This window comes from Streptomyces sp. NPDC023838, assembly GCF_040639555.1.
Taxonomy (GTDB): Bacteria; Actinomycetota; Actinomycetes; order Streptomycetales; family Streptomycetaceae; genus Streptomyces.
In genome coordinates this window covers 315,050-333,959 of record NZ_JBFAAD010000001.1, presented here as the reverse complement: position 1 = coordinate 333,959, position 18,910 = coordinate 315,050, and the positions used below count along the sequence as shown (strand labels likewise).

The 18,910-nt window shown below is 70.6% G+C and carries 22 protein-coding genes; 13 read left to right on the top strand and 9 right to left on the bottom strand.

Going from position 1 to position 18,910, the window contains the following annotated elements:
- Positions 1 to 375 precede the first annotated feature (375 nt).
- Positions 376 to 1,119 carry an alpha/beta fold hydrolase gene (locus AB0G17_RS01500; protein ID WP_361374302.1) on the top strand — a complete coding sequence of 248 codons (744 nt, stop codon included), beginning with the start codon at positions 376 to 378 and terminating at the stop codon, positions 1,117 to 1,119.
- Between the two features lie 97 nt (positions 1,120 to 1,216).
- Complete coding sequence (locus AB0G17_RS01495) at positions 1,217 to 2,632, top strand: amidase family protein (protein WP_361374300.1); 1,416 nt, start codon at positions 1,217 to 1,219, stop codon at positions 2,630 to 2,632.
- Positions 2,633 to 2,768: 136 nt separating this feature from the next.
- Here the strand turns inward: AB0G17_RS01495 and AB0G17_RS01490 are convergent, their stop codons facing one another.
- From AB0G17_RS01490 to AB0G17_RS01475, 4 genes are all read right to left on the bottom strand, one after another.
- On the bottom strand, positions 2,769 to 3,095 hold the full coding sequence (locus AB0G17_RS01490; protein ID WP_361374298.1) for a hypothetical protein: 327 nt from the start codon (positions 3,093 to 3,095) through the stop codon (positions 2,769 to 2,771).
- The gene (locus AB0G17_RS01485) at positions 3,085 to 3,657 is read right to left on the bottom strand and encodes an RNA polymerase sigma factor (RefSeq protein WP_361374575.1); all 573 of its coding nucleotides are present in this window, start codon (positions 3,655 to 3,657) and stop codon (positions 3,085 to 3,087) included. Before AB0G17_RS01485 ends, AB0G17_RS01490 begins: the two co-directional genes overlap by 11 nt.
- 375 nt (positions 3,658 to 4,032) lie before the next feature.
- The gene (locus AB0G17_RS01480; RefSeq protein WP_361374296.1) at positions 4,033 to 4,890 is read right to left on the bottom strand and encodes an alpha/beta hydrolase; all 858 of its coding nucleotides are present in this window, start codon (positions 4,888 to 4,890) and stop codon (positions 4,033 to 4,035) included.
- Positions 4,887 to 5,507, bottom strand: a complete 621-nt coding sequence (locus tag AB0G17_RS01475; RefSeq protein ID WP_361374294.1) for a TetR/AcrR family transcriptional regulator — start codon at positions 5,505 to 5,507, stop codon at positions 4,887 to 4,889. The genes AB0G17_RS01480 and AB0G17_RS01475 overlap by 4 nt, the downstream gene beginning before the upstream one ends.
- Positions 5,508 to 5,642: 135 nt before the next feature.
- On the opposite strand from AB0G17_RS01475, the gene AB0G17_RS01470 reads away from it, so the two are divergent.
- Positions 5,643 to 6,089 (top strand): nitroreductase family deazaflavin-dependent oxidoreductase, encoded by a 447-nt coding sequence (locus AB0G17_RS01470; protein WP_361374292.1) that lies wholly within the window; start codon positions 5,643 to 5,645, stop codon positions 6,087 to 6,089.
- A gap of 124 nt (positions 6,090 to 6,213) precedes the next feature.
- Here AB0G17_RS01470 and AB0G17_RS01465 read toward each other — a convergent pair whose 3' ends face one another.
- Positions 6,214 to 7,578 carry an MFS transporter gene (locus tag AB0G17_RS01465; protein WP_361374573.1) on the bottom strand — a complete coding sequence of 455 codons (1,365 nt, stop codon included), beginning with the start codon at positions 7,576 to 7,578 and terminating at the stop codon, positions 6,214 to 6,216.
- 247 nt (positions 7,579 to 7,825) lie between these two features.
- Positions 7,826 to 8,773: a LysR family transcriptional regulator gene (locus AB0G17_RS01460; RefSeq protein ID WP_361374290.1), complete on the bottom strand. Its 948-nt coding sequence runs from the start codon at positions 8,771 to 8,773 to the stop codon at positions 7,826 to 7,828.
- 81 nt (positions 8,774 to 8,854) lie between these two features.
- Here AB0G17_RS01460 and AB0G17_RS01455 point away from each other — a divergent pair, with 81 nt between their 5' ends.
- Entirely contained in the window at positions 8,855 to 9,781 is a 927-nt protein-coding gene (locus AB0G17_RS01455) for a DMT family transporter (RefSeq protein ID WP_361374288.1), read from the top strand.
- 34 nt (positions 9,782 to 9,815) lie between these two features.
- Here AB0G17_RS01455 and AB0G17_RS01450 read toward each other — a convergent pair whose 3' ends face one another.
- A complete protein-coding gene (locus AB0G17_RS01450; RefSeq protein ID WP_361374286.1) occupies positions 9,816 to 10,727 on the bottom strand; it encodes a UbiA family prenyltransferase in 912 nt (303 codons plus the stop codon).
- 78 nt (positions 10,728 to 10,805) lie between these two features.
- Here AB0G17_RS01450 and AB0G17_RS01445 point away from each other — a divergent pair, with 78 nt between their 5' ends.
- From AB0G17_RS01445 to AB0G17_RS01435, 3 genes are read left to right on the top strand one after another with little or no spacing between them, the layout of a single operon-like run.
- Positions 10,806 to 11,909, top strand: coding sequence for a 3-oxoacyl-[acyl-carrier-protein] synthase III C-terminal domain-containing protein (locus tag AB0G17_RS01445; protein WP_361374284.1), 1,104 nt, complete (start codon positions 10,806 to 10,808; stop codon positions 11,907 to 11,909).
- 7 nt (positions 11,910 to 11,916) lie between these two features.
- Entirely contained in the window at positions 11,917 to 12,453 is a 537-nt protein-coding gene (locus AB0G17_RS01440; protein WP_361374282.1) for an isoprenylcysteine carboxyl methyltransferase family protein, read from the top strand.
- A complete protein-coding gene (locus tag AB0G17_RS01435) occupies positions 12,450 to 13,481 on the top strand; it encodes an NAD(P)/FAD-dependent oxidoreductase (protein ID WP_361374280.1) in 1,032 nt (343 codons plus the stop codon). Before AB0G17_RS01440 ends, AB0G17_RS01435 begins: the two co-directional genes overlap by 4 nt.
- 28 nt (positions 13,482 to 13,509) lie before the next feature.
- Here the strand turns inward: AB0G17_RS01435 and AB0G17_RS01430 are convergent, their stop codons facing one another.
- Positions 13,510 to 13,992, bottom strand: coding sequence for a hypothetical protein (locus AB0G17_RS01430; protein WP_361374278.1), 483 nt, complete (start codon positions 13,990 to 13,992; stop codon positions 13,510 to 13,512).
- Between the two features lie 75 nt (positions 13,993 to 14,067).
- Between AB0G17_RS01430 and AB0G17_RS01425 the strand changes: the two genes are divergently transcribed.
- The 4 genes from AB0G17_RS01425 (at position 14,068) to AB0G17_RS01410 (ending at position 16,024) form a co-directional block, all read left to right on the top strand.
- Positions 14,068 to 14,241, top strand: a complete 174-nt coding sequence (locus tag AB0G17_RS01425) for a hypothetical protein (RefSeq protein ID WP_361374591.1) — start codon at positions 14,068 to 14,070, stop codon at positions 14,239 to 14,241.
- 128 nt (positions 14,242 to 14,369) lie between these two features.
- Positions 14,370 to 14,921 (top strand): hypothetical protein, encoded by a 552-nt coding sequence (locus AB0G17_RS01420; protein WP_361374276.1) that lies wholly within the window; start codon positions 14,370 to 14,372, stop codon positions 14,919 to 14,921.
- 51 nt (positions 14,922 to 14,972) lie between these two features.
- Positions 14,973 to 15,515: a hypothetical protein gene (locus AB0G17_RS01415; protein WP_361374274.1), complete on the top strand. Its 543-nt coding sequence runs from the start codon at positions 14,973 to 14,975 to the stop codon at positions 15,513 to 15,515.
- A gap of 161 nt (positions 15,516 to 15,676) precedes the next feature.
- Positions 15,677 to 16,024, top strand: a complete 348-nt coding sequence (locus AB0G17_RS01410) for a PRC-barrel domain-containing protein (RefSeq protein WP_361374272.1) — start codon at positions 15,677 to 15,679, stop codon at positions 16,022 to 16,024.
- 36 nt (positions 16,025 to 16,060) lie between these two features.
- On the opposite strand, the gene AB0G17_RS01405 is transcribed toward AB0G17_RS01410, so the two are convergent.
- Positions 16,061 to 16,954: an NADP-dependent oxidoreductase gene (locus tag AB0G17_RS01405; RefSeq protein WP_361374270.1), complete on the bottom strand. Its 894-nt coding sequence runs from the start codon at positions 16,952 to 16,954 to the stop codon at positions 16,061 to 16,063.
- Positions 16,955 to 17,025: 71 nt separating this feature from the next.
- Between AB0G17_RS01405 and AB0G17_RS01400 the strand changes: the two genes are divergently transcribed.
- Both AB0G17_RS01400 and AB0G17_RS01395 read left to right on the top strand, forming a co-directional pair.
- Positions 17,026 to 17,595 (top strand): helix-turn-helix domain-containing protein, encoded by a 570-nt coding sequence (locus AB0G17_RS01400; RefSeq protein ID WP_361374268.1) that lies wholly within the window; start codon positions 17,026 to 17,028, stop codon positions 17,593 to 17,595.
- Between the two features lie 648 nt (positions 17,596 to 18,243).
- On the top strand, positions 18,244 to 18,909 hold the full coding sequence (locus AB0G17_RS01395; RefSeq protein WP_361374266.1) for a HEAT repeat domain-containing protein: 666 nt from the start codon (positions 18,244 to 18,246) through the stop codon (positions 18,907 to 18,909).
- The last annotated feature ends 1 nt before the right edge of the window (position 18,910 follow it).

Genomic DNA, 18,910 nt, shown 5'->3' with positions numbered 1-18,910 from the left:
GAGCCGGGTGAGGTCGGACAGCCGGGCACGACGAATGGTTCCCCTGCGCTCGCCAAGCATAGATGTGGTGACCCGTCCCCCGAGTGCCGGGCACTTCACAGTGGCCGAACGACCGTATTTTTGCTCGCGGCAAGCTGCGACAGCCGCAAAATATACACTCAATCGGGCAGTTGACCAGAACAGGTTGACCGCCCGGTTCCATATCTCACATGACGCCCCCGGACAACGTCAAGCGTCGCACGTGGGGGCCGTTGGCGGGTGCTCGGCGGGTCGACTGCGGGCCCTAGGCTGATGGATGGCTCCACTAAGAACTTGAATGCTGGACTTCGCCCGAAGCCCGCACGAGGAGAAGGATCGACCGTGGCAGGATCGTCCATGAGCAGCCCCTGGATCCGGCGGTTCCACCCCGCCCCACAGGCCGCCACCCGTCTCGTCTGCTTCCCGCACGCGGGCGGCTCGGCCACGTACTACTTCCAGGCTTCCCGGACACTCTCGCCCGAGGTCGACGTGCTCGCGATCCAGTACCCCGGCCGCCAGGACCGACTGGCCGAACCGTGCATCGAGGACATATCCGCGCTTGCCGACCGCATCGCCGAGGAGCTGACCCCCTGGACGGACCGGCCCCTCACCCTCTTCGGCCACAGCATGGGCTCCGCGGTCGCGTACGAGGTCGCGCTGCGCCTGGAGCGGCGCGGCACCGTCCCGCTGGGCCTGTTCGCCTCGGGACGCCGCGCCCCTTCTGTCGTGCGTGACGGATATGTCCACCTTGGCAGCGACGAGGACCTGCTCGCCGAGCTGAAGCGCCTCAGCGGCACCGACGCACAGGTGCTGGCGGACGAGGCGCTGTTGCGGATGGTCCTGCCGACGCTGCGCGGCGACTACCACGCCATCGAGACCTACCGCCCCACCCCGGCCCCGCCGCTGAGCTGCCCGGTCGTCGCCCTGTCCGGCGACGACGACCCGGTGGTCGAACTCGACGAGGTCGCCCTGTGGGAGCGGCACACCTCGGCGTCCTTCCGGATGCGGGTGTTCGCGGGCGGCCACTTCTTCGTCGACGACCACCTCCCGGCCATCACCCGCGAGATCCGCGAGCACATCGCGACCGCGAACGCCCACTGACCGGCTTCGGCGCCGGCGCCGTCGAACCCCGGCGCCGACCGGCTCGTACACGTATGTCACCCTTGCCGGGGCACGCAATCGAGGAGTGGACGACCGCATGGAGCCGCACGCTTACGCAGCCTTCGACGCGGTCGGTCTGCGCGAGCTGATCCGTACGCGCGAAGTGAGCGCCGCCGAGGTGGAGGACGCCGCCCGGCGTGCGGTCGAGCGCGTGAACGCCGATCTCAACGCCCTGACCGGGCCGTTGTTCGACCCGGCCCCGGCACATGAGCCGGACGGGCCGCTGGCCGGGGTGCCGTTCGTCATCAAGGACAGCGGCCCCTTCACCCAGGGCGTGCCGTTCACCCTGGGCAGCCGCAGCATCCGGGGCGCCTACGCCCTGGTCGACCACGATCTGATGGCCCGCTTCCGCACCGCCGGACTGGTCGCCCTCGGCCAGAGCACCGCCCCCGAGTTCGGCCTCAACTTCGCCACCGAGTCGGTGCGCTACGGCGTCACCCGCAACCCGTGGGACCTGGAGCGGGGCGTCGGCGGATCCAGCGGCGGCTCGGCCGCGCTGGTGGCCGCCGGGGCCGTACCGTTCGCACACGCCAACGACGCGGGCGGCTCGATCCGCGTCCCGGCCTCCTGCTGCGGCCTGGTCGGCCTCAAGCCGAGCCGTGGCCGCACGCCGTCCGGACCGCTCACCGGCGAGGCCGCGTTCGGGCAGCTGGTCGAGTTCGGCCTGACCCGGACCGTACGGGACGCGGCGCACCTGCTCGACGCCGTGTCCGCGCCGACGGTCGGCGAGAAGTACCAGCTGGCGCCGGTCACCCGGCCCTACGCCGACGAGGTCCGCACGGACCCGGGCGGGCTGCGGGTCGCCCTCACCACCGTGCCGTGGTCGGGCGTGCCAGTCGACCGCCAGATCGCCGACGCCACCGTCGCCGTCGGCCAGGTCCTGGAGTGGATCGGCCACTTCGTGACGGAGGCGAGCCCCGACGTCGATGCCGACGAGGTGGTGGAGGCGGCCATGCTCAGCGCCGTCTCGACCGGCGGCGCGGTGCTGCGGGGCGCCCCTCGCCGACCCGACCCGTCCGCACTCGAAGGCGTCTCGCGCCGCGTCCTGGCCGAGGCCGAGTCCTTCACCGCGCTGGACGTCCTGGCCGCTATGGAGGCCCAGCACCGGGTGACCCGGCCGGTCGGCCGCTTCTTCCTCGACCACGACCTCCTGGTCACCCCGACGCTGGCCCAACTTCCCGCCCCGCACGGCGCCCTGGACTACGACGACGCCCGCCACGGCGTCCGCTCCTGGCTCCGCCGCATCTTCGAACACGGCCCGTTCACGGCCTTGTTCAACGTCTCCGGCCACCCCGCGATCAGCCTCCCCCTGGGACAGAGCCGCGAGGGCCTGCCCATCGGGGTCCAACTGATCGCCGCCCATGGCCGCGAGGACCTGCTGCTGCGGGTAGCGGCGCAGCTGGAGCAGGCGGTGCCTTGGGGGGAGCGGCAGCCCGGGATCTACGTGGACTGAGGGGACGGGCTTCGGCCCCGCCGGGGGCACTACCGGGGGGAGGCGCCGGGCTTGCGCGCAGTCTGGTCCCGCGCGGTGAACGCGGCGGGCAGCCGGACCGACGAGCCAACTTCCCGATGGCGGTGCGGCCACGGGGTCAGGGCCTGGCGCGGGTCAGGTCGCACCTCCCTTCCGCACACGACCGACGCAGCCGCCCGGCCGAGACCGTCTCCACGAGGCCGATCGCCCAGCACATCGGGCAGCCGCGCAGTGCGATCAGGCCGACCGGGGCCAGCAGTAGGCTCGCCAGGCCGACGACCGGCAGCAGAGCCAGGGATCCGGCGAGCGCGCCGAACCCGACGGCGCCGCGGGCCAGATGGCGCGGGAGCGTGACGCCGGCGAAGCCGCCGCGCGTCAGCGCGTCACGCGCGTCGGCGGAGCCGGGCGCGGCGGTGCGTGTCGCCGTGGTCCGGTCATGCGTCATCGCCGGTTCCCCTCGTCGCGGCCGGTTCGTCGTGCAGTGCCTCGCGTACCGCCGAACGGGCCCTGTGCAGACGGGACTTCATCGCCGCGTTGCTCAGCCCGAGGCGGTCGGCGACCGTGCGGCCGGGCAAACCCTGGATGTCCCGCATGACCAGCACCTGCCGCTGGTCGTCGGGCAGGGAGGCGACGGCGGCCGCGACGCGTTCGGCTTCCAGGCGCAGCAGGACGTCTTCCTCCGCGGATCGCGCGGCGCCGCCGGCCCCGTCGAACCGGCTCGACGTGCCGAGCGGGCCGGGCTCGTCGGCCGGTCCGCGGTGGAGCAGCGCGCGGCTGCGACGCAGGCACTCGTTACGGACGATACGGAACATCCACGATGCCAGCGCCCCGGAGGCACGCAGCATGCCGATCTTGCGGTAGAGAATGATCAGCGCTTCCTGGGCGGCATCCTCGGCGTCCTGGGGTGTGGCACACAGTGTGTGCGCGAAGCGGTGCACGTGTGGGTACGAGCCGCCCACCAGTGCGGTGAGCGCCTCGACGTCACCGCGTTGCGCCGCGGCGACCATGCTCACGCCGGGCCAGGTGTGGTCAGCCACGCTGACGCCTCCGGCGGCGCAGCAGCGTGACGGTGCACGCGCACAGCAGCAGCGCGGCGGCTGCGGCGGCGATGACGATGGTGGTCATGCGGTCCTCCGGGTGGAGTACGGGGCGGACACGGTCGTCCGCACGCACATAAGAGGCGCCGCGGGCACGAAAGGATTCACCCCTGTTCGCGGACCGGTGTCGGCGGGCCACCTCGGCCGCACGTGGCGGTGGCTGGGTGGCGGTCCCCGCCGCAGATGTGTGGTCCTTCGCCCTCGAAGATGACGGGTGCTGCGCACCGGACGGGTGCTGCGCACCGGAACCGGCCTCGGCGTGCACTTCTCCACACGCGGCCATGTTCACTTGAAGCCTTCCAGGAACGGGACGATCGCGTCGATGAAGTGCTCGTTCCGGTCGCCGACCATCAGGTGCCCCGCGTCGGCCACATCGACGCGTCGCGCGTGGGAAACCCTGTCGCAGAACTCCTGGGCGATGTCGTCGTGCACCAGGTCGCTGATCCCGCCGCGGACGAGCAGGATCGGTACGTCGGCCTGGCATGCGGCGTTGAGGAGACGCTCCGCCATACCGGGCGGGTCCATCCGGCCCTCGAAGCTGTCCACCAGCCGGGGGTCCCAGTGCCAGAACCAGCGATCGCCACGGCGTCGCAGGTTGTTCCGCATCCCCTCGAAGTCGTCCCTGCGCGGGCGGTGCGGCAGGTGGGTGGAGACCGCCGCGGCCGCTTCCTCCACGCTGGCGAATCCGTCGGGCTGACGGCGCATGAACTCGACGACCCGGCGAACCCCGCCAGGGTCTGGTCGATGGGCGACGTCGACAAGCACCAGAGCGCGGATCGCCGCCCCAGGCGGCTCTCCGGCGGCGAGCAGCGAGCTCAGTCCGCCGAGTGAGGCGCCGACGAGCACCGGCCGGTCGCCGAGTTCGGTGACCAGTGCCCGGATGTCGTCGGCGAACAGGCCGAGGTCGTAGTCACCATCGGCTGACCACTCACTGCTGCCGTGCCCACGCAGGTCCGGGGCGATGACGCGCCAACCCAGCGCGGCCAGTTGAGGACCGGTCCGCCGCCAGGCGTGTCGTGTCTGGCCGCCGGCGTGCAGCAGGACAAGCGGTGGTGAGGATGCCTCGCCCCATTCGTCCGCCGCGAGCCGGATCCCGCCGTGGCCCACGAACCTTCGGGGCCGTGGGAGTGCGTGTGCCGTCATACCGCGGCTCGCTTTCGTAGCGGCGACAACAGCTCGTCGCGGCAGGGATCCGCGGCGGCTGCGGCGAGTGCGACGTCCAGCGCGAAGAGAGCACGCGCAAGGAACCGGTCGTCGTCGATCAAGGTGGCGCCCCATTGGTGCAGCGCACCCATGCAGGTGGTGCCGACAAGGGTGGCCAACGCGTCGGTGTCGACGTCGGCGCGCAGGAGGCCCTGTGCCCGCGCATCCGCCATCGCCTGGCGGAGCTGGGTGAGCGGAGTGCGGTCGAGCACGAGGCCGCTTTGCTCCCACTCACGCACCATGCGACGCGATACGACCGGGTCGGCCACGAACAGGTGGACGGTCGACCTGACGACTTCCCGCGGGTCGCCGGCTCCCAGCGTCGCCAGGCGGCGCTCGAGTTCGTCCATGAACGCGGCAGCGAGTGCCTTCCAGATCTTGTCGCGCGGTCCGATCAGGTTGTAGACGGTGGCCGGGGCGACCTCCGCCCGCTCGGCGATCCGCTCGGTACTGATCACCGATTCCGGGCTCTCCCGCAAGAGTTCACGGGTCGCGTCGAGGATGCGGATCCGCCGCTGGGCTTTGTGCTGCTCACGGAGTCCTCCGACTGGCTGCATAGACGCACGCTCCTCGGCCGAGAGTTGGAGAGAGCTCGGAATTTAGAGAGGTCCCCCAAGTAGGGTCAAGCCTTAGTGGGCCGCACCCTGCGAGACCACCGATACGCTTCACGACGCGATGATGGGGTGAATGCGATGCCTCTTGAGGGCGAGTACGAGCCGAGTCCGGCGCAGTGGGTGCGCGAACAGGTCGAGCTGTACGAGAGTTCGGGCGGCGCGCAGGGGACGACGCTCTGGGACACGGGCCTGCCGGTCGTCATTCTCACGACGCGCGGCGTGAAGAGCGGCAAGATCCGCAAGATCCCGCTGATGCGCGTGGAGCACGAGGGGCGGTACGCGGCCGTGGCCTCGAAGGGCGGCTTCCCACGTCACCCGGTCTGGTACTTCAACGTCAAGTCCGATCCGCACGTGGAGCTCCAGGACGGTTCCGTACGCCGGGACATGACGGCCCGTGAGGTCACCGGGGATGAGAAAGCCGAGTGGTGGGAGCGCGCGGTCGCCGCGTATCCGTCGTACGCCGAATACCAGGAGAAGACCAACCGCGTGATCCCGGTCTTCGTGCTGGAGCCCACGCACGGGTAGGACCCGACGAGATCTCTGCGGACAGCCTAGGCGCAGGATCTGACAGGCCGGCTGTTGCCGGGCACGGGGCTCCAGCCGAGCCGCCGCGAGCGGTTCCCCGCGGTGCGGCGTCGGTGGCATCGGCCTACCGCAGCTGTCCCTCGGCCGTGGCGACGGACAGTCCCGAGGCATCAAGTTGGTCTGCATCCGCGACGCGCGTCCGCCCAGCCAGGCAGGCGGCACTCGCAATCGGGAGGATCAGGAGCACGTAGGCGCCGGCGAACGCCGGGAGCGGGCTCGTTGACGCCGCTGAGACTGCCGTGAACAGGGCCGACGTCACGGCCAGGACCAGGGTCTGGCCGAGGCTCTGCGAGGTCTGCATCGCGCCGCTCGCGTAGCCCTGCCTGTCAGCCGGAGTGTGCGCGAGTGACAGCAGGGTGAGTGACGGCGTCGCGAGCCCCATGCCGACGGCGGCCATCGCCATCGAGGACACCGCCGCGGCCGGGGGCACCGCCGGTATGGTGCACAGCGCCGCCACCGCCACCGCAGCGGCCATGATCGCGGCCCCGATGGCGACCAGCCGGTGCCGCGGCACCCGGTTCTGCAGGCGGCCCTGCACCCAGGAGGCACCGGCCCAGGCAAGGGCCGCCCCGGTGAACGCGAACCCCGTGACAACGCCCGGCACATGGCGCGCCGTGCTGAGCATCAGGGGGACGAAGGCCTCCAGCGTGAAGAACGCGCCAGAGGTCAGCGCCCGCAGGAGCACGGTGGCGGGCAATCCGCCGCCGGCCCGCCAGGTGCGCGGTGGCAGCAGCTTCGGGGCGAACGCCACGAGCAGCACCACACCGACCGACGCGCACGCCGCGTGCCAGGCGTTCCAGGCGGAAACACCGTACTGGGTGAGAGCCGCGGCTACGCTCACCGCCACAGTGGCGGGCAGGGCGGGCCGGTACACGGATGTCTCAGAACTCCCGGATTTTCGCGATGCTCCTGGCTGTGCTGGTTGCCCGCGAAGGAGCAGCACCGCGGCCGCAGCAGGGATCAGGGTGAAACCGGCGACGCCGAAGAACACCACGCGCCATGACCACGACGCGGCCACGAACCCGGCGAGCGGGGGACCGGCCAGAGACGGCACGATCCAGCACGCACTCATGAGGGACAGGGCGCGGGCACGCAGGTGATCCGGGTAGGACTGCCCGATCGCCGCGTTGACGGACACCGCCACCAGGCCCGCCGCGATCCCATCGGTGAAACGTCCCAGCGCCAGTTGCCAGATGGTGGTACTGGTTGCGGAGACGAGGAGCGTCGCGACGGTCAGGACCACCCCGGCTGTCAGCGGTCGCCGGGCCCCGCCGGAATCCGCCCATGCCCCGCCCAGCACACCACCGAGCAGGCTCGCCGCCACGAACGCCCCTGCCACCAGCGGGTAGAGACCGACCCCGTCGAGGTCTCGGGCGGCCACCGGCAGCAACGGCATCACCGCCAGCGCCGCGAACCCGGTCAAGAACATCACCGCGGCGAAACTCGCCGTGACCGCCAGATACGTACGGGAGAAGAGGCCGGGGGCGGGAAGGGGCTCGGATGGTTCACGGTGGTCACGTGTCACCGGCAGCAAGCTACGGCTCAACTCCGGGCCGGGCCAGCGCTTTTTCGGGAGGGCATGGGAGTGCGCGGGACCGCGCCGTTGTGTGAGCGAGACAGTTGGCATCGTCGCACCACCATTCGTGACCAGATCTCGGATGGCCGGCTCGCCACTTTCAGGCTTCGCCAGGGGGTGTCGCGCTCGCACCGGAACCCGCGTTGACGTCTCGCTTGCGGATCACTGCGGCCGCGTGGTGGAGGTCGTCGAGCACCGTCCGTACGGCTCGCCGTGCGGAACGTTCCGGGCGGTGGAGCACATCGATATGGCGTCGGGTGTGCACGCCGCTGAGCGGCCGGAATACCAGTGCGGGGTGCGGACGAGTGGTCCAGCGTGGCATCAGAGCCAGGCCGCCTCCGGCGGCTACGGCCTCGGCGACCACCGTGAATTCGTTGATGCGATGGACGATGTCGAGCCGCCGGTTCGCGGCGGTCGCGATGGCATCGATGGTCGCCATCAGGGGAAAGCCGTCGTGAACGGTGATCCAGGGTTGATCGGCTACGTCTCGCGGGGTGAGGCGTCGTTTGGCGGCAAGGGGGTGGTCGGCCGGCAGGGCGATGTCGAGCGGTTCACGCAGCAGGGTGCTGGCGGCGACCGAGGCCGGCCAGCGGGGCGCCTGGTCGAGGCGGTGGGCGAGTACGAGATCGTAGTCGCGGGTCAGCCGCGGGAAGTGCTCTTGCGCGACGTCCTCGTCCGCGAGCGAGAGATGCGGGTGCCCAGGGCCGGTGCGGGCACGCAGCAGCAGCGGGAAGAACGCGGCGGCCGCGCTGTGAAAGGCCGCCAACGACACACCCGCGTCCGGCCGGTCGATGAACTCCTCGATGGTGTGCCGTGCCCTGGCCAGCGCGGTCTCCACCTCGATGGCCGCGGCGGCAAGGGCGTTCCCGGCGTCAGTGAGCACCAGCCGCCGTCCATCGCGCTCGGTGAGCGGGACGGGGATCGAGCGTTGCAGCAGTCGCAGCTGCTGGGAGACCGCCGAGGGAGTCATCAACAGCGCCTCGGCGGTCGCGGTGACGCTTCCCAGTTCGCCGAGCTCTCGCAAGATCTGCAACTGTCGTTCATTCACCCTCCCAGTGTAGTGATACTTCAAGATCCCTTAAGTACTTCGCCCTTGGCTTCAGAGTGGAAGCGATGCAGCGTAGGGGGCGTGTTCCACACCCGCCGCACTGATGCAGTGCTTCTGCTTGTCGCCATCGTCTGGGGCTCCAGCTATCTGGCCGCGAAGACGGCCACCTACGCCCTGCCCGTCCTCGTCGTGCTGTTCGCGCGGTATGCGATCTCCGGGATCGCCTGCCTCGCACTCGTCGCCCTCCGGAAAGAGGGGCGCTACACACGAGACGAGGTGCGTACCGGGTCCTTCTTGGGGGTCACCCAGGCTGCTGTCCTGATTCTCGAGACGTACGGCGTCGCGCACACCAGCGCGGCCAACGCCGGCTTGATCATCAGCCTCACCATCGTGCTCACCCCACTGCTGGACCGCACGGCAGGCAACGGCCCACTGCCCCCGCGCTTCTTCGCCGCCACAGGGTTGTGTCTGCTGGCCGTCACCCTGCTCATGTCCGGCAGCGGCTTCCACACTCCCCGCATCGGCGACCTGCTGATGCTCGCCGCCGCGGTGGTGCGCGCGGTGCACGTCGCGCTCGTGGGACGACTGACGAAGGGCCGCGTCGTCCGGCCGTTGCACCTCACGGCCGTCCAGACGGTCCTCGGCTCGGTGCTGTTCGTCGTGCCGGCCTCCAGCGGCCTGCCGAGGCTGACTCAGGTCGATCCCGGGGTCTGGGGCCAGCTCGTCTATCTGGCCCTGTTCTGCAGTGTGTTCGCCTTCCTCGCCCAGACCTGGGCGGTACAGAAGACCTCCGCGAGCCGGGCCAGTCTGCTGCTCGGCACCGAACCGGTCTGGGCCGTCGCGGTCGGCATCGGCCTCGGCGGCGAAAAGGTCACCGCCCTGGCCGGCCTCGGGGCGGCGCTCATGGTCACCGGAACGTACTGGGGCCAGGGCATCGAACACACCCACCGCACCACCCGCAAAAAGGAGGAGACCCCCTGCCGGACAACGACACCTACCGGCGTCTGATCAATGCGGTGCCGTACCGCCTCCTCGGCTTCGGTCACGGCCAGGTATGTCCGGTGGGCGGCGCGCCTGGCGCCAGTACCAGGAGTGCGGCGTCCAGGCCGGCCATGGCCAGGATGACGAGGAAAGGCCCGCGGCCGCGCGTCAGGGCGGGCGGCCCGGCCGCCGCCAGAACGCAGAGCGCGAGAGCCACCGCGATCACACCCGCTCCGGCGAGGGGTACCCGGCCGGTCGGACCGGCCATCAGCACCACACACGACACGAGGGCCAGGATCGCGGCCGACGCCACCGATCCGCGTCGGCCCACTCTCTGCGGGAGGCCACGCACCCCGCCCTTGATGTCGTCTTCAAGGTCCGGCAGAACGTTGGCGAAGTGGGCGCTGGTCCCAAGGAGCGCCGCCGCGACGGTCAACCACAGGGGTGGCCACGGGTGGCTCGGCAGCGTCAGCGTCAGGAACGCGGGGAGCAGCCCGAAGGCAAGGGCGTACGGCAGCCAGGAGAGGACAGTACGTTTGAGCCACAGGTTGTAGGCCCATCCGGCGGCGACGCAGCCGAGGTGTACCGCGCCGGCCAGAGCGCCGCAGGCCAGCGACAGGGGGATGCACACGAGTAGGGCCGCACAGGCCGCCGTACCCACCGTGGCGGGCCGAGCGGCCCCGGTGGCCAGGGGCTTGTCCCGACGTCCGGCAGCCCGGTCGCGCCGCATGTCCAGCCGGTCGTTGCACCAGCCGATCGACAACTGGCCCGCGACGACCGCGGCCACCGCCTTGGCCGCAGAGGCGAAATGCAGCCCGAACGCAGCGGACAGCAGCACTGCGAGGAGTGTCACCGCCGCTGCCGGCAGGGGGTGAGTCGCCTTCAGAAGGCCCGTGACGGCCGAGGGTTGTGCCGGGCCGGGTACCCCCTGGGCTGCGAGGCGGGGGTTTCCTTCATCGGTCGAGGAGGGCATCGCACCACGCTAGGCGACGGCGCGCCCACGAGCGCCCGGTTGAGGGCGCCGAGGTCCCACTGTCCCTATGTTGGAGCAATGACCCGCGTCCTTGCGGTGAGTACGGTGTTCCCGCCGCACCGCTATATGCAACACGAGATCACCGAAGACCTCGTCTCCGGCCTGCCGCCCGGATCGGACGGGCAACTCGTGCGCCGGCTGCACGCGGCGGCCGGCGTGGAGAGCCGTCATCTCGCTCTGCCCCTCGACCGTTACCGTGATCTCGGCACCTTCGGCGAGAGCAACCGCGTCTTCGTCGAACTGGCCACCACCCTGGGCGCTGAAGCCGTCGAGCGGGCACTCGACGAAGCCGGTGTGCGTCCGGAAGACGTCGACCTGATCGTCTCGACGACCGTGACGGGTATCGCGACCCCCTCCCTGGAGGCCCGGCTGGCCGCACGGACAGGACTGCGGCCCGACGTCAAGCGCGCGCCCCTGTTCGGCCTCGGGTGCTCCGCGGGCGCCGCCGGGCTGGCCCGCGTCCACGACTTCCTCGACGGCCGACCGGGCAGCACGGCGCTGCTTCTGTCCACCGAACTGTGCTCGCTCACCTTGCAGCGTTCCGACACGTCGATGGCGAACCTGGTGGCGGGCAGTCTGTTCGGCGACGGGGTCGCCGCCCTGGTGGCCGTCGGCAGTGACCCTTCCCGTACACCCTCTCGTACGGCGTCACGCCGGTCCGGAACCTCGGTGCCGACGTCCGGAACCTCCCTGCCGACGGTCGTGGCGGCACGCAGCCGCCTGTATCCGGGGAGCGAGCACCTGTTGGGCTGGGACATCGGCGACTGGGGCTTCCGCCTGGTGCTCGGTCCGGAACTCCCCGAGCTCGTCAGGCTGCATGTGAGCGAGGAGGTCGAGTCCTTCCTCGCCGGACACGACCTCAAGCCCGCGGACGTCACGGCATGGATCTGCCACCCGGGCGGCCCCAGGATCCTGGACGCGCTCGCCGATGAGCTCGGCCTTCCGGACTCGGCCCTCGCGGCGAGCCGCCGCGCGCTCGCCGCCCACGGAAACCTGTCCTCCGCGTCGGTGCTGCACATCCTGAAGGACACGCAGAACGACCAGCCCCCACCCGGATCAACCGGTCTGATGATCGCCTTCGGGCCCGGTTTCTCGTCCGAACTCGTCCTCCTGGCCTGGTGAGAGTCGCGTGACGCCGTACACCGTTTTGGTCCTCCTAATCGTCGCCGAGCGGTTCGCGGAACTCGCCGTCGCGCGACGCAACGGCGTCTGGAGCCGAGCCCGAGGGGGCCGTGAGCACGGTGCGGGGCACTATCCGGCGATGGTCGGCCTGCATACCGCGCTCCTCCTCGGCTGCCTTGTCGAGCCGTGGGCGGCCGACCGGCCCTTCCTGCCGCTGCTCGGCTGGCCCGCCCTCGGCCTCACCCTGGCCGCGCAAGCGCTGCGCTGGTGGTGCATCAGCACCCTCGGCCGCCGCTGGCACACCCGCGTGCTGATCGTCCCCGACCTCGCTCTGATCACCTCCGGCCCCTACCGGTACCTGCGCCACCCCAACTACGTGGCCGTCGTCGCCGAGGGCATCGCCCTTCCCCTGGTGAACACCGCCTGGCTGACCGCCCTGACCTTCACGCTGCTGAACGCGACACTCCTGACCGTACGCATCCGCTGCGAGAACGCCGCGCTGGCGCCCTCACGGGCCCTCTCCTCCCCCGGTGCCGCCACGTGATCGACCTCCTCATCGTCGGCGGCGGCCCGGCGGGCCTGGCCGCCGCGATCCACGCGGTGCAGTGCGGCTTCGACGTCGTGGTCGCCGAGCCGCGCCCGGCACCCGTCGACAAGGCATGCGGAGAGGGGTTGATGCCCTCGGCGGTGCGCGCCTTGAGAGCCCTCGACGTGAAGGTGCCCGGCCAACACCTCCAAGGCATCCGCTACGTCGACGCCACCGGCGGCCGACGTGCCGAAGCCCGGTTCCGCACGGAGCCCGGTCTCGGCACACGTCGGACCGTGCTGCACGAGGCGCTCACCGCCCGGGCCGCCCAGCTCGGCGTTCCGGTCATCCCGCACCGCGTTCGCCAGGTGACTCAGTCCGACGCGTACGTGACCGCTGACGGGATCACCGCCCGCTACCTCGTGGCGGCCGACGGACTGCACTCACCCACCCGACGGGCGCTCGGCCTGACCGAGCGACCGGCCGCCACCCGGCGACGCGCACCCCGGTACGGTCTGCGGCGCCACTACGGTGTCGAGCCATGGACCGACCTGGTCGAGGTGCACTGGTCCGCCGACTGCGAGGCCTACGTCACTCCGCTGGGCCCCCGGCAGATCGGCGTCGCCATCCTCACCTCATGCCAACTGCCCTACGACGCCCAGCTGGCCCGCTTCCCCCTCTTGGCCGACCGCCTTCTCACGGCCGACAGGACACCGGTCAGGGGCGCCGGGCCGCTGCGCCAGCAAGCCCGCTCCCGGGTGGCAGGCCGAGTGCTGTTCGTGGGCGACGCCGCGGGGTACGTCGACGCGCTGACAGGCGAGGGCCTGACTCTCGCCCTGACGGCGGCGGACGCCCTCGTACGTTGCCTGCGCGAGGGCCGCCCGCAGGCATATGAACGCGCCTGGTCTCGCCTGTCCCGCAGCTACCGTCTGCTGACCAGCTCCCTCCTCTGGATCCGGAACCAGCCGCGGCTGGCGCCTCTGGTCACCCCGGCAGCTGCCCGGTTCCCCGGCCTGTTCCAGAGCGCCGTGAACCTGCTCGCCTGACCGTCGCCGAGGTGCGGGGGCCATCGGCCTACCGGGGCTCCGATCGGTGCTTGAACGGGTGCAGCCCCCTGCGGTGCCCACCCTCCGGGTGGGGATGCTGGTCGTCGTAGGGCGCGTCGGCCCCGGCATCGCCGGTCGCCTGCGGGCGGGCGGTGCCACGCTGGTCCACGACGTCATCGCGGCCCGTGGCGCCGACGGCCGTGTCGCGGCGCGACGCCCTGAGTCCGTGCCGCCCCTCGTGGCGGCGGTAGGAGGTACGGCGGGCACCGGCCAGGAGGAGGCTCAGCCCGAGCAGGCCCACGGCCCCGACGCCGATGCCGTAGAGGAAGAGGGTGCCGGTGGAGCCGGTGACGTGGTAGCCGAACACGGAGAAGCCGCCGGTGAGCTGATGGGCGGCGCCGTCGTTGGCAACGACGCCGGTCACGCCGACGACGACGGCGGCGATCAGAAGGACGAGTCCGAGGATGACGAACATGGCGTGCTCCAGAGGTATGCGCTCTGTTCCCTCCACGGTAGAACCGCGATGTCCGGGAAGCCATCGCCAGGGGGTGGATCTACTCTGGGGACAGGGACCTTTCCCCACTCCGTGAGATCGGCGAACATCATGATCATCCTCGGAATCATTCTGCTGGTCATCGGCTTCGTGACCGGCTTGTCCATCCTGTGGACCATCGGCATCATCCTGGTCGCCATCGGCGCCATCCTGTGGATCCTGGGAGCCGTCGGGCGCGAGGTGGGCGGTCGTCGGCACTACTGGTAGCCGTCCCTGACACCGTGCGAGAACCCAACCGGTTCTCGCACGGCCCGACACGATCCGACCCGACACCAAGGGCGCGTACAGCACAGCCGTCACGACCGCCGTGCCGCGCCCGAGGAGTGGAGGATGCGATGTGGACCATCATCATCATTGTGGCCGCCGTGGTGGTCGTGGCCGCCATCGCGTTGACCATGCGGACCATCACCCGGCGCCGGCACCTCCAGGAGCAGTTCGGCCCCGAATACGAGCGCGCCGTCGAGGCGGAGCAGAGCCGTGGAGCGGCCGAGCGCGACCTCAAGGAGAGGGAGGAGCGGCACGAATCGCTGGAGATCAGGCCGCTGCCCTCCACGGTCCGCGACCGGTACGCCCGGGACTGGGCCAACGTGCAGGAGCACTTCGTCGACAGTCCCGACCAGGCCGTGGGTGAGGCGGACCGGCTCGTGACCACGCTCATGAGCGAGCGCGGCTACCCGACCGAGAATTTCGAACAGCAGCAGCGGGACCTCTCGGTCGAACACGCCCGGACCCTGGACCACTACCGCATCGCTCATGAGATCAACGGGCGGGCCGGCAGCAGGGACACCACGACGGAAGAACTGCGGAGCGCGATGGTCCACTACCGGGCGCTCTTCGAGGAACTGCTGCGCGACGACACCGATTCGCCGGATGAAGAACGCCGCTGAGTGCCCACCAACCGCAAGCGGCCGTTCGGCCCCGCATGGAGGTGAAGGGACATGCAGAGAGAAGGACCATACGGGCGCGACGACGAGTACGCCGAGCCCTCCCAGGAGACGCTGTCCACCGAGGACATCGCCCGGCCCCAGACGGACGATGAGACCCGGGCGGACGATGAGACCCCGACGGACGATGAGACCCGGACGGACGAGGACCTGACAGCGCCCTCCGACGACGAGGGCACGGCGCCCCGGACCAGAATCACCGACGAGGCCGGAAACGCACCGGACGCGGCAGCCGGCGAACGGGACGAGTCCAAGCAGGAGTCCGATACCGCCCCGCTTCTCGGGACCCAGGAGGCAGAAGGGCTCCGTACGCGGTGGCAGGAAATCCAGCAGGGCTTCGTCGATGACCCGAAGCAGTCGGTGCTCGCGGCAGACGGGCTCGTCGCCGAGGTCATGCAGCTGCTCGCCACCACGTTCGCCGACCACAAGCAGGGCCTCGAAAGCCAGTGGCACCGAGGCGAAGAGGCGGCCACCGAGGACCTCCGTCTGGCCCTACGCCAATACCGATCCTTCTTCGACCGCCTCCTCAGCACCTGACCACCGGCCCAGACCCGCGCCGAGTCGAGTCCCGTGCGGCTGTCGGCGCTTGGACGTATGACAGCGACCGGCGGACGCCCACGACGGTCGCAACTGCCTGCTGCACACCCGACCTGCCGCACGAAGACAGCCGCCGCGCGCCTCAGAAGGAGAGAACCCGCGTGACTGACATGTGGAGCTACAACCCCGATGCGCACTACACGCCCGGAACCAGTCTGGTCGGCTTCAAGGTCGAAGCCAGCGACGGGCACATCGGCAAGGTCGACGAGGCCACCGAGGAGGTCGGCGCCTCCTACATCGTCGTCGACACCGGCCCGTGGATCTTCGGCAAGCACGTCCTCATTCCCGCCGGCACCGTCGTGCGGGTCGACGTGAAGGAGGAGAAGATCAGCGTCAACCTCACCAAGGACCAGATCAAGGACTCCCCCGAGTACAACAAGGACACCCACCGCGGCGACGCCGCCTACCGTAACCAGGTCGGCCAGTACTACGGCGGCGACCACAACTGACCCCGGCACCGGACCGTGCAACCGGGCGGCAAAGGCTCAGACGACTATGACCCGGCGCCCGCGCGTGTGACCGGCCTGGCTGTCGACGTGTGCCGCCGCGGCCTCGGCGAGCGTGTACGACTTCTCGACCGGGATGTGGAGCTGTCCCCGTGAGATGAGGCCGACGGCCTCGGCGAGGGCTTGTGGGACGTTCCCGGTCACGCCGGAGTATCGGACACCGAGTTCCGGCGCGCCGAGGTCGGCGATGGAGATCACCTTTTGTGTGTCGCCGGTCAGCCCGACGAGCTCGCGGACAACACCCGAGCCGGCCAGATCGAGCGCCGCGTCGACCGGGCCGAACTCCCGCACGCGCTCGACCCAGCCCTCGCGGTATGTCGTAGCGAGGGCGCCCAGGCTCCGCAGGTAGTCCTGGTTCGCGGCCCCGGCGGTGCCGATCACCGTGATGCCGCGGGCCCGGGCGATCTGCAACACCGCCGATCCGACTCCCCCGGACGCGCCGCTGACCAGCAGCGTCTGCCCGGACCGCACACCGACCTGACCGATGATGCGCAGCGCGGTCTCCACCACGGAGGGGTACCCGGCCGCCTCTTCGAAGGTCAGGCTCTCGGGCATCCGGGCCCAGGCCGACAACACGGCGAACTCGGCATAGGCGTTCGAGCCTCGCCCGAACACGCGGTCGCCGGCCTCGACCCCGTCGACGCCCGCGCCGACCTCGTCCACCACCCCGGCGGCGTCCTGCCCGACTCCGGCGGGCAACTCGATCGGGCGGACCTTCTGGAACTGGCCTTCACGGATCCTCCAGTCGACGGGGTTCACGCCCGCAGCCCGTACGGCAATGCGTATCTGACCAGGGCCCGCATGAGGCTCCTCGGCATCTTCGAGACGCAGGACGTCCGGACCGCCGAACTCGGCGAAGCTCACTCTCTTCATGCCGCCGAAGGTAACACTAACGGTTAGGTTTTCGAAACGGTTACGGCTTTAGATTTGGTAGCGTCAGCGGCATGACCGTGCCGACCGGACGCCGTGAACGCAAGAAGGCCGCGACCCGCCAGAAGATCGCCGAGACCGCCCTGCGGCTCTTCCTGGAGCGGGGGTACGACGCGGTGGGCATCCGCGACGTGGCCGCCGAGGCCGACGTGGCCGTCACCACGCTCTTCTCCCACTTCACCTCGAAAGAGGCCCTGGTCTTCGAGCAGGACGACAACTTCGAACAACGCCTCACCCAGGCGGTCACCGACCGGGCACCGCACGAACGGCTCATCCCCACACTGCGCCGCGAGATCCACGCCATGGTCCGGCACTGCACGGCGGACGGCACCGCCCCGATCTACCGCATGATCGACGAGTCACGGGCCCTGCGGGAGTACGAGGAGTCGATGCGGGTGCGCCACGCGGAGTCGCTGGCCACGGCCCTTGTCGCCGATCCCGACGTGTCGCAGAGCGCGACGGCCTGCCGGACGATCGCGAGGTTCGTGATCGACGCCTATTCGCTGGCCCGCGACGCGGCCGACCCGCAGGCCGCCGTGGACGAGATCTTCCGGATGATCGAGGCGGCTTGGAGAGTCACCTGACCTTCTGCGAGCAGTCGTCAGGGGCTCGAAGCAGTGCCCGCCGCTGCGGACCGCGACCGTGTGCCCGGACCGTACGGCATCCGCGACCGCGCGCACCACCTGCGCGGTGGAGCCGACGACACGGATCTCGTCCGGCCGCCCCACGAAGCGGAAGTTGTTCCCGCGCAACAGGCTCTCGTACCGGATGTCGCCCGGACGCACCGTCACCGGCCCGAACGGCGCCCCCTCCCCCGGCGCCGCGCCGGTGTCCGCCGCAGCGGGCGAAGCCGGCGCGGCGACCAGGCTCCCGGCCGCACCGCCCGCGGCCATCGCTCCCGCCGCGGCCAGCAGCCCGCGCCGATTCAGCGGGTTGAGGTTCCATCTGCTCAACACGGCCTCCTGTCCGAGTGCCGCCCGCTCTGGAACGGCGAGAGGGTCGTACGGGCGCCACCCGGCCCACACCCCGATCGCCCCACGACCGAGATGCACACATCAGCACCTGTGACTAACGCCAACTACCCATCACTCACTCAGCTTTGACGCTCCAGCATGTCGGAGTCTCGCGCCCCGACCAACACACAGGGGCGGACGGCGTCGAGTGTCTGCGGGCCCTCCGTTTGACCTTGACACAGTGGCAAGGCCTTCACTGGCTGCCGAGGAGGTGGTCCCATGACGATCACAAAGCAGGACACGGATGCGCCCCGAGCGCTCCAGGGGCTCGAGGACGGCCGCTCCTCCGTGCGGCTGCGGGCCGCTCTGGCGGTCGGCACGACGCCCGACCCTCGCTTCGTCGGCAAGCTCATCGAGCGCTGCGCGATCGAGCCGGAGTTCTTCGTACGCGACATGCTGACCTGGGCGCTGACACGCCACCCTGTGTCCCTGACGCTCCCCGAGCTGGTCCGCGCCGTCCGCTCCGAGCATCCGCAGGCACGGAGCCAGGCGCTGCACACGCTGTCCAAGATCGGAGACCGGCGGGCGTGGCCGGTGATCACACGGGAGTTGCTGTCCGACGCCGACGACGAAGTCGCGCGGACCGCCTGGCGGGCCGCGGTCGTACTCGTACCGGAGGGCGAGGAGCCCGCGTTGGCCGCGACGATGGCGACACAGCTCGGGCGCGGCGACCGGGAGACTCAGCTGAGCCTCAGCCGGGCACTGGTCGCGCTGGGCGACGTGATCGTACCGGCTCTGCGTGCTGCGACGTCGGCCCCTGACGTACGCGCGCACGCGCTCGCCACCCAACGGCTGCTGCACGACCCGGACGCCGGATTCACGTTCGCGCTCGAGGAGGCGAAGCGCGTCGTGGCTCTCGGCGGGGAGAGACAGGAGGGAAGATAAG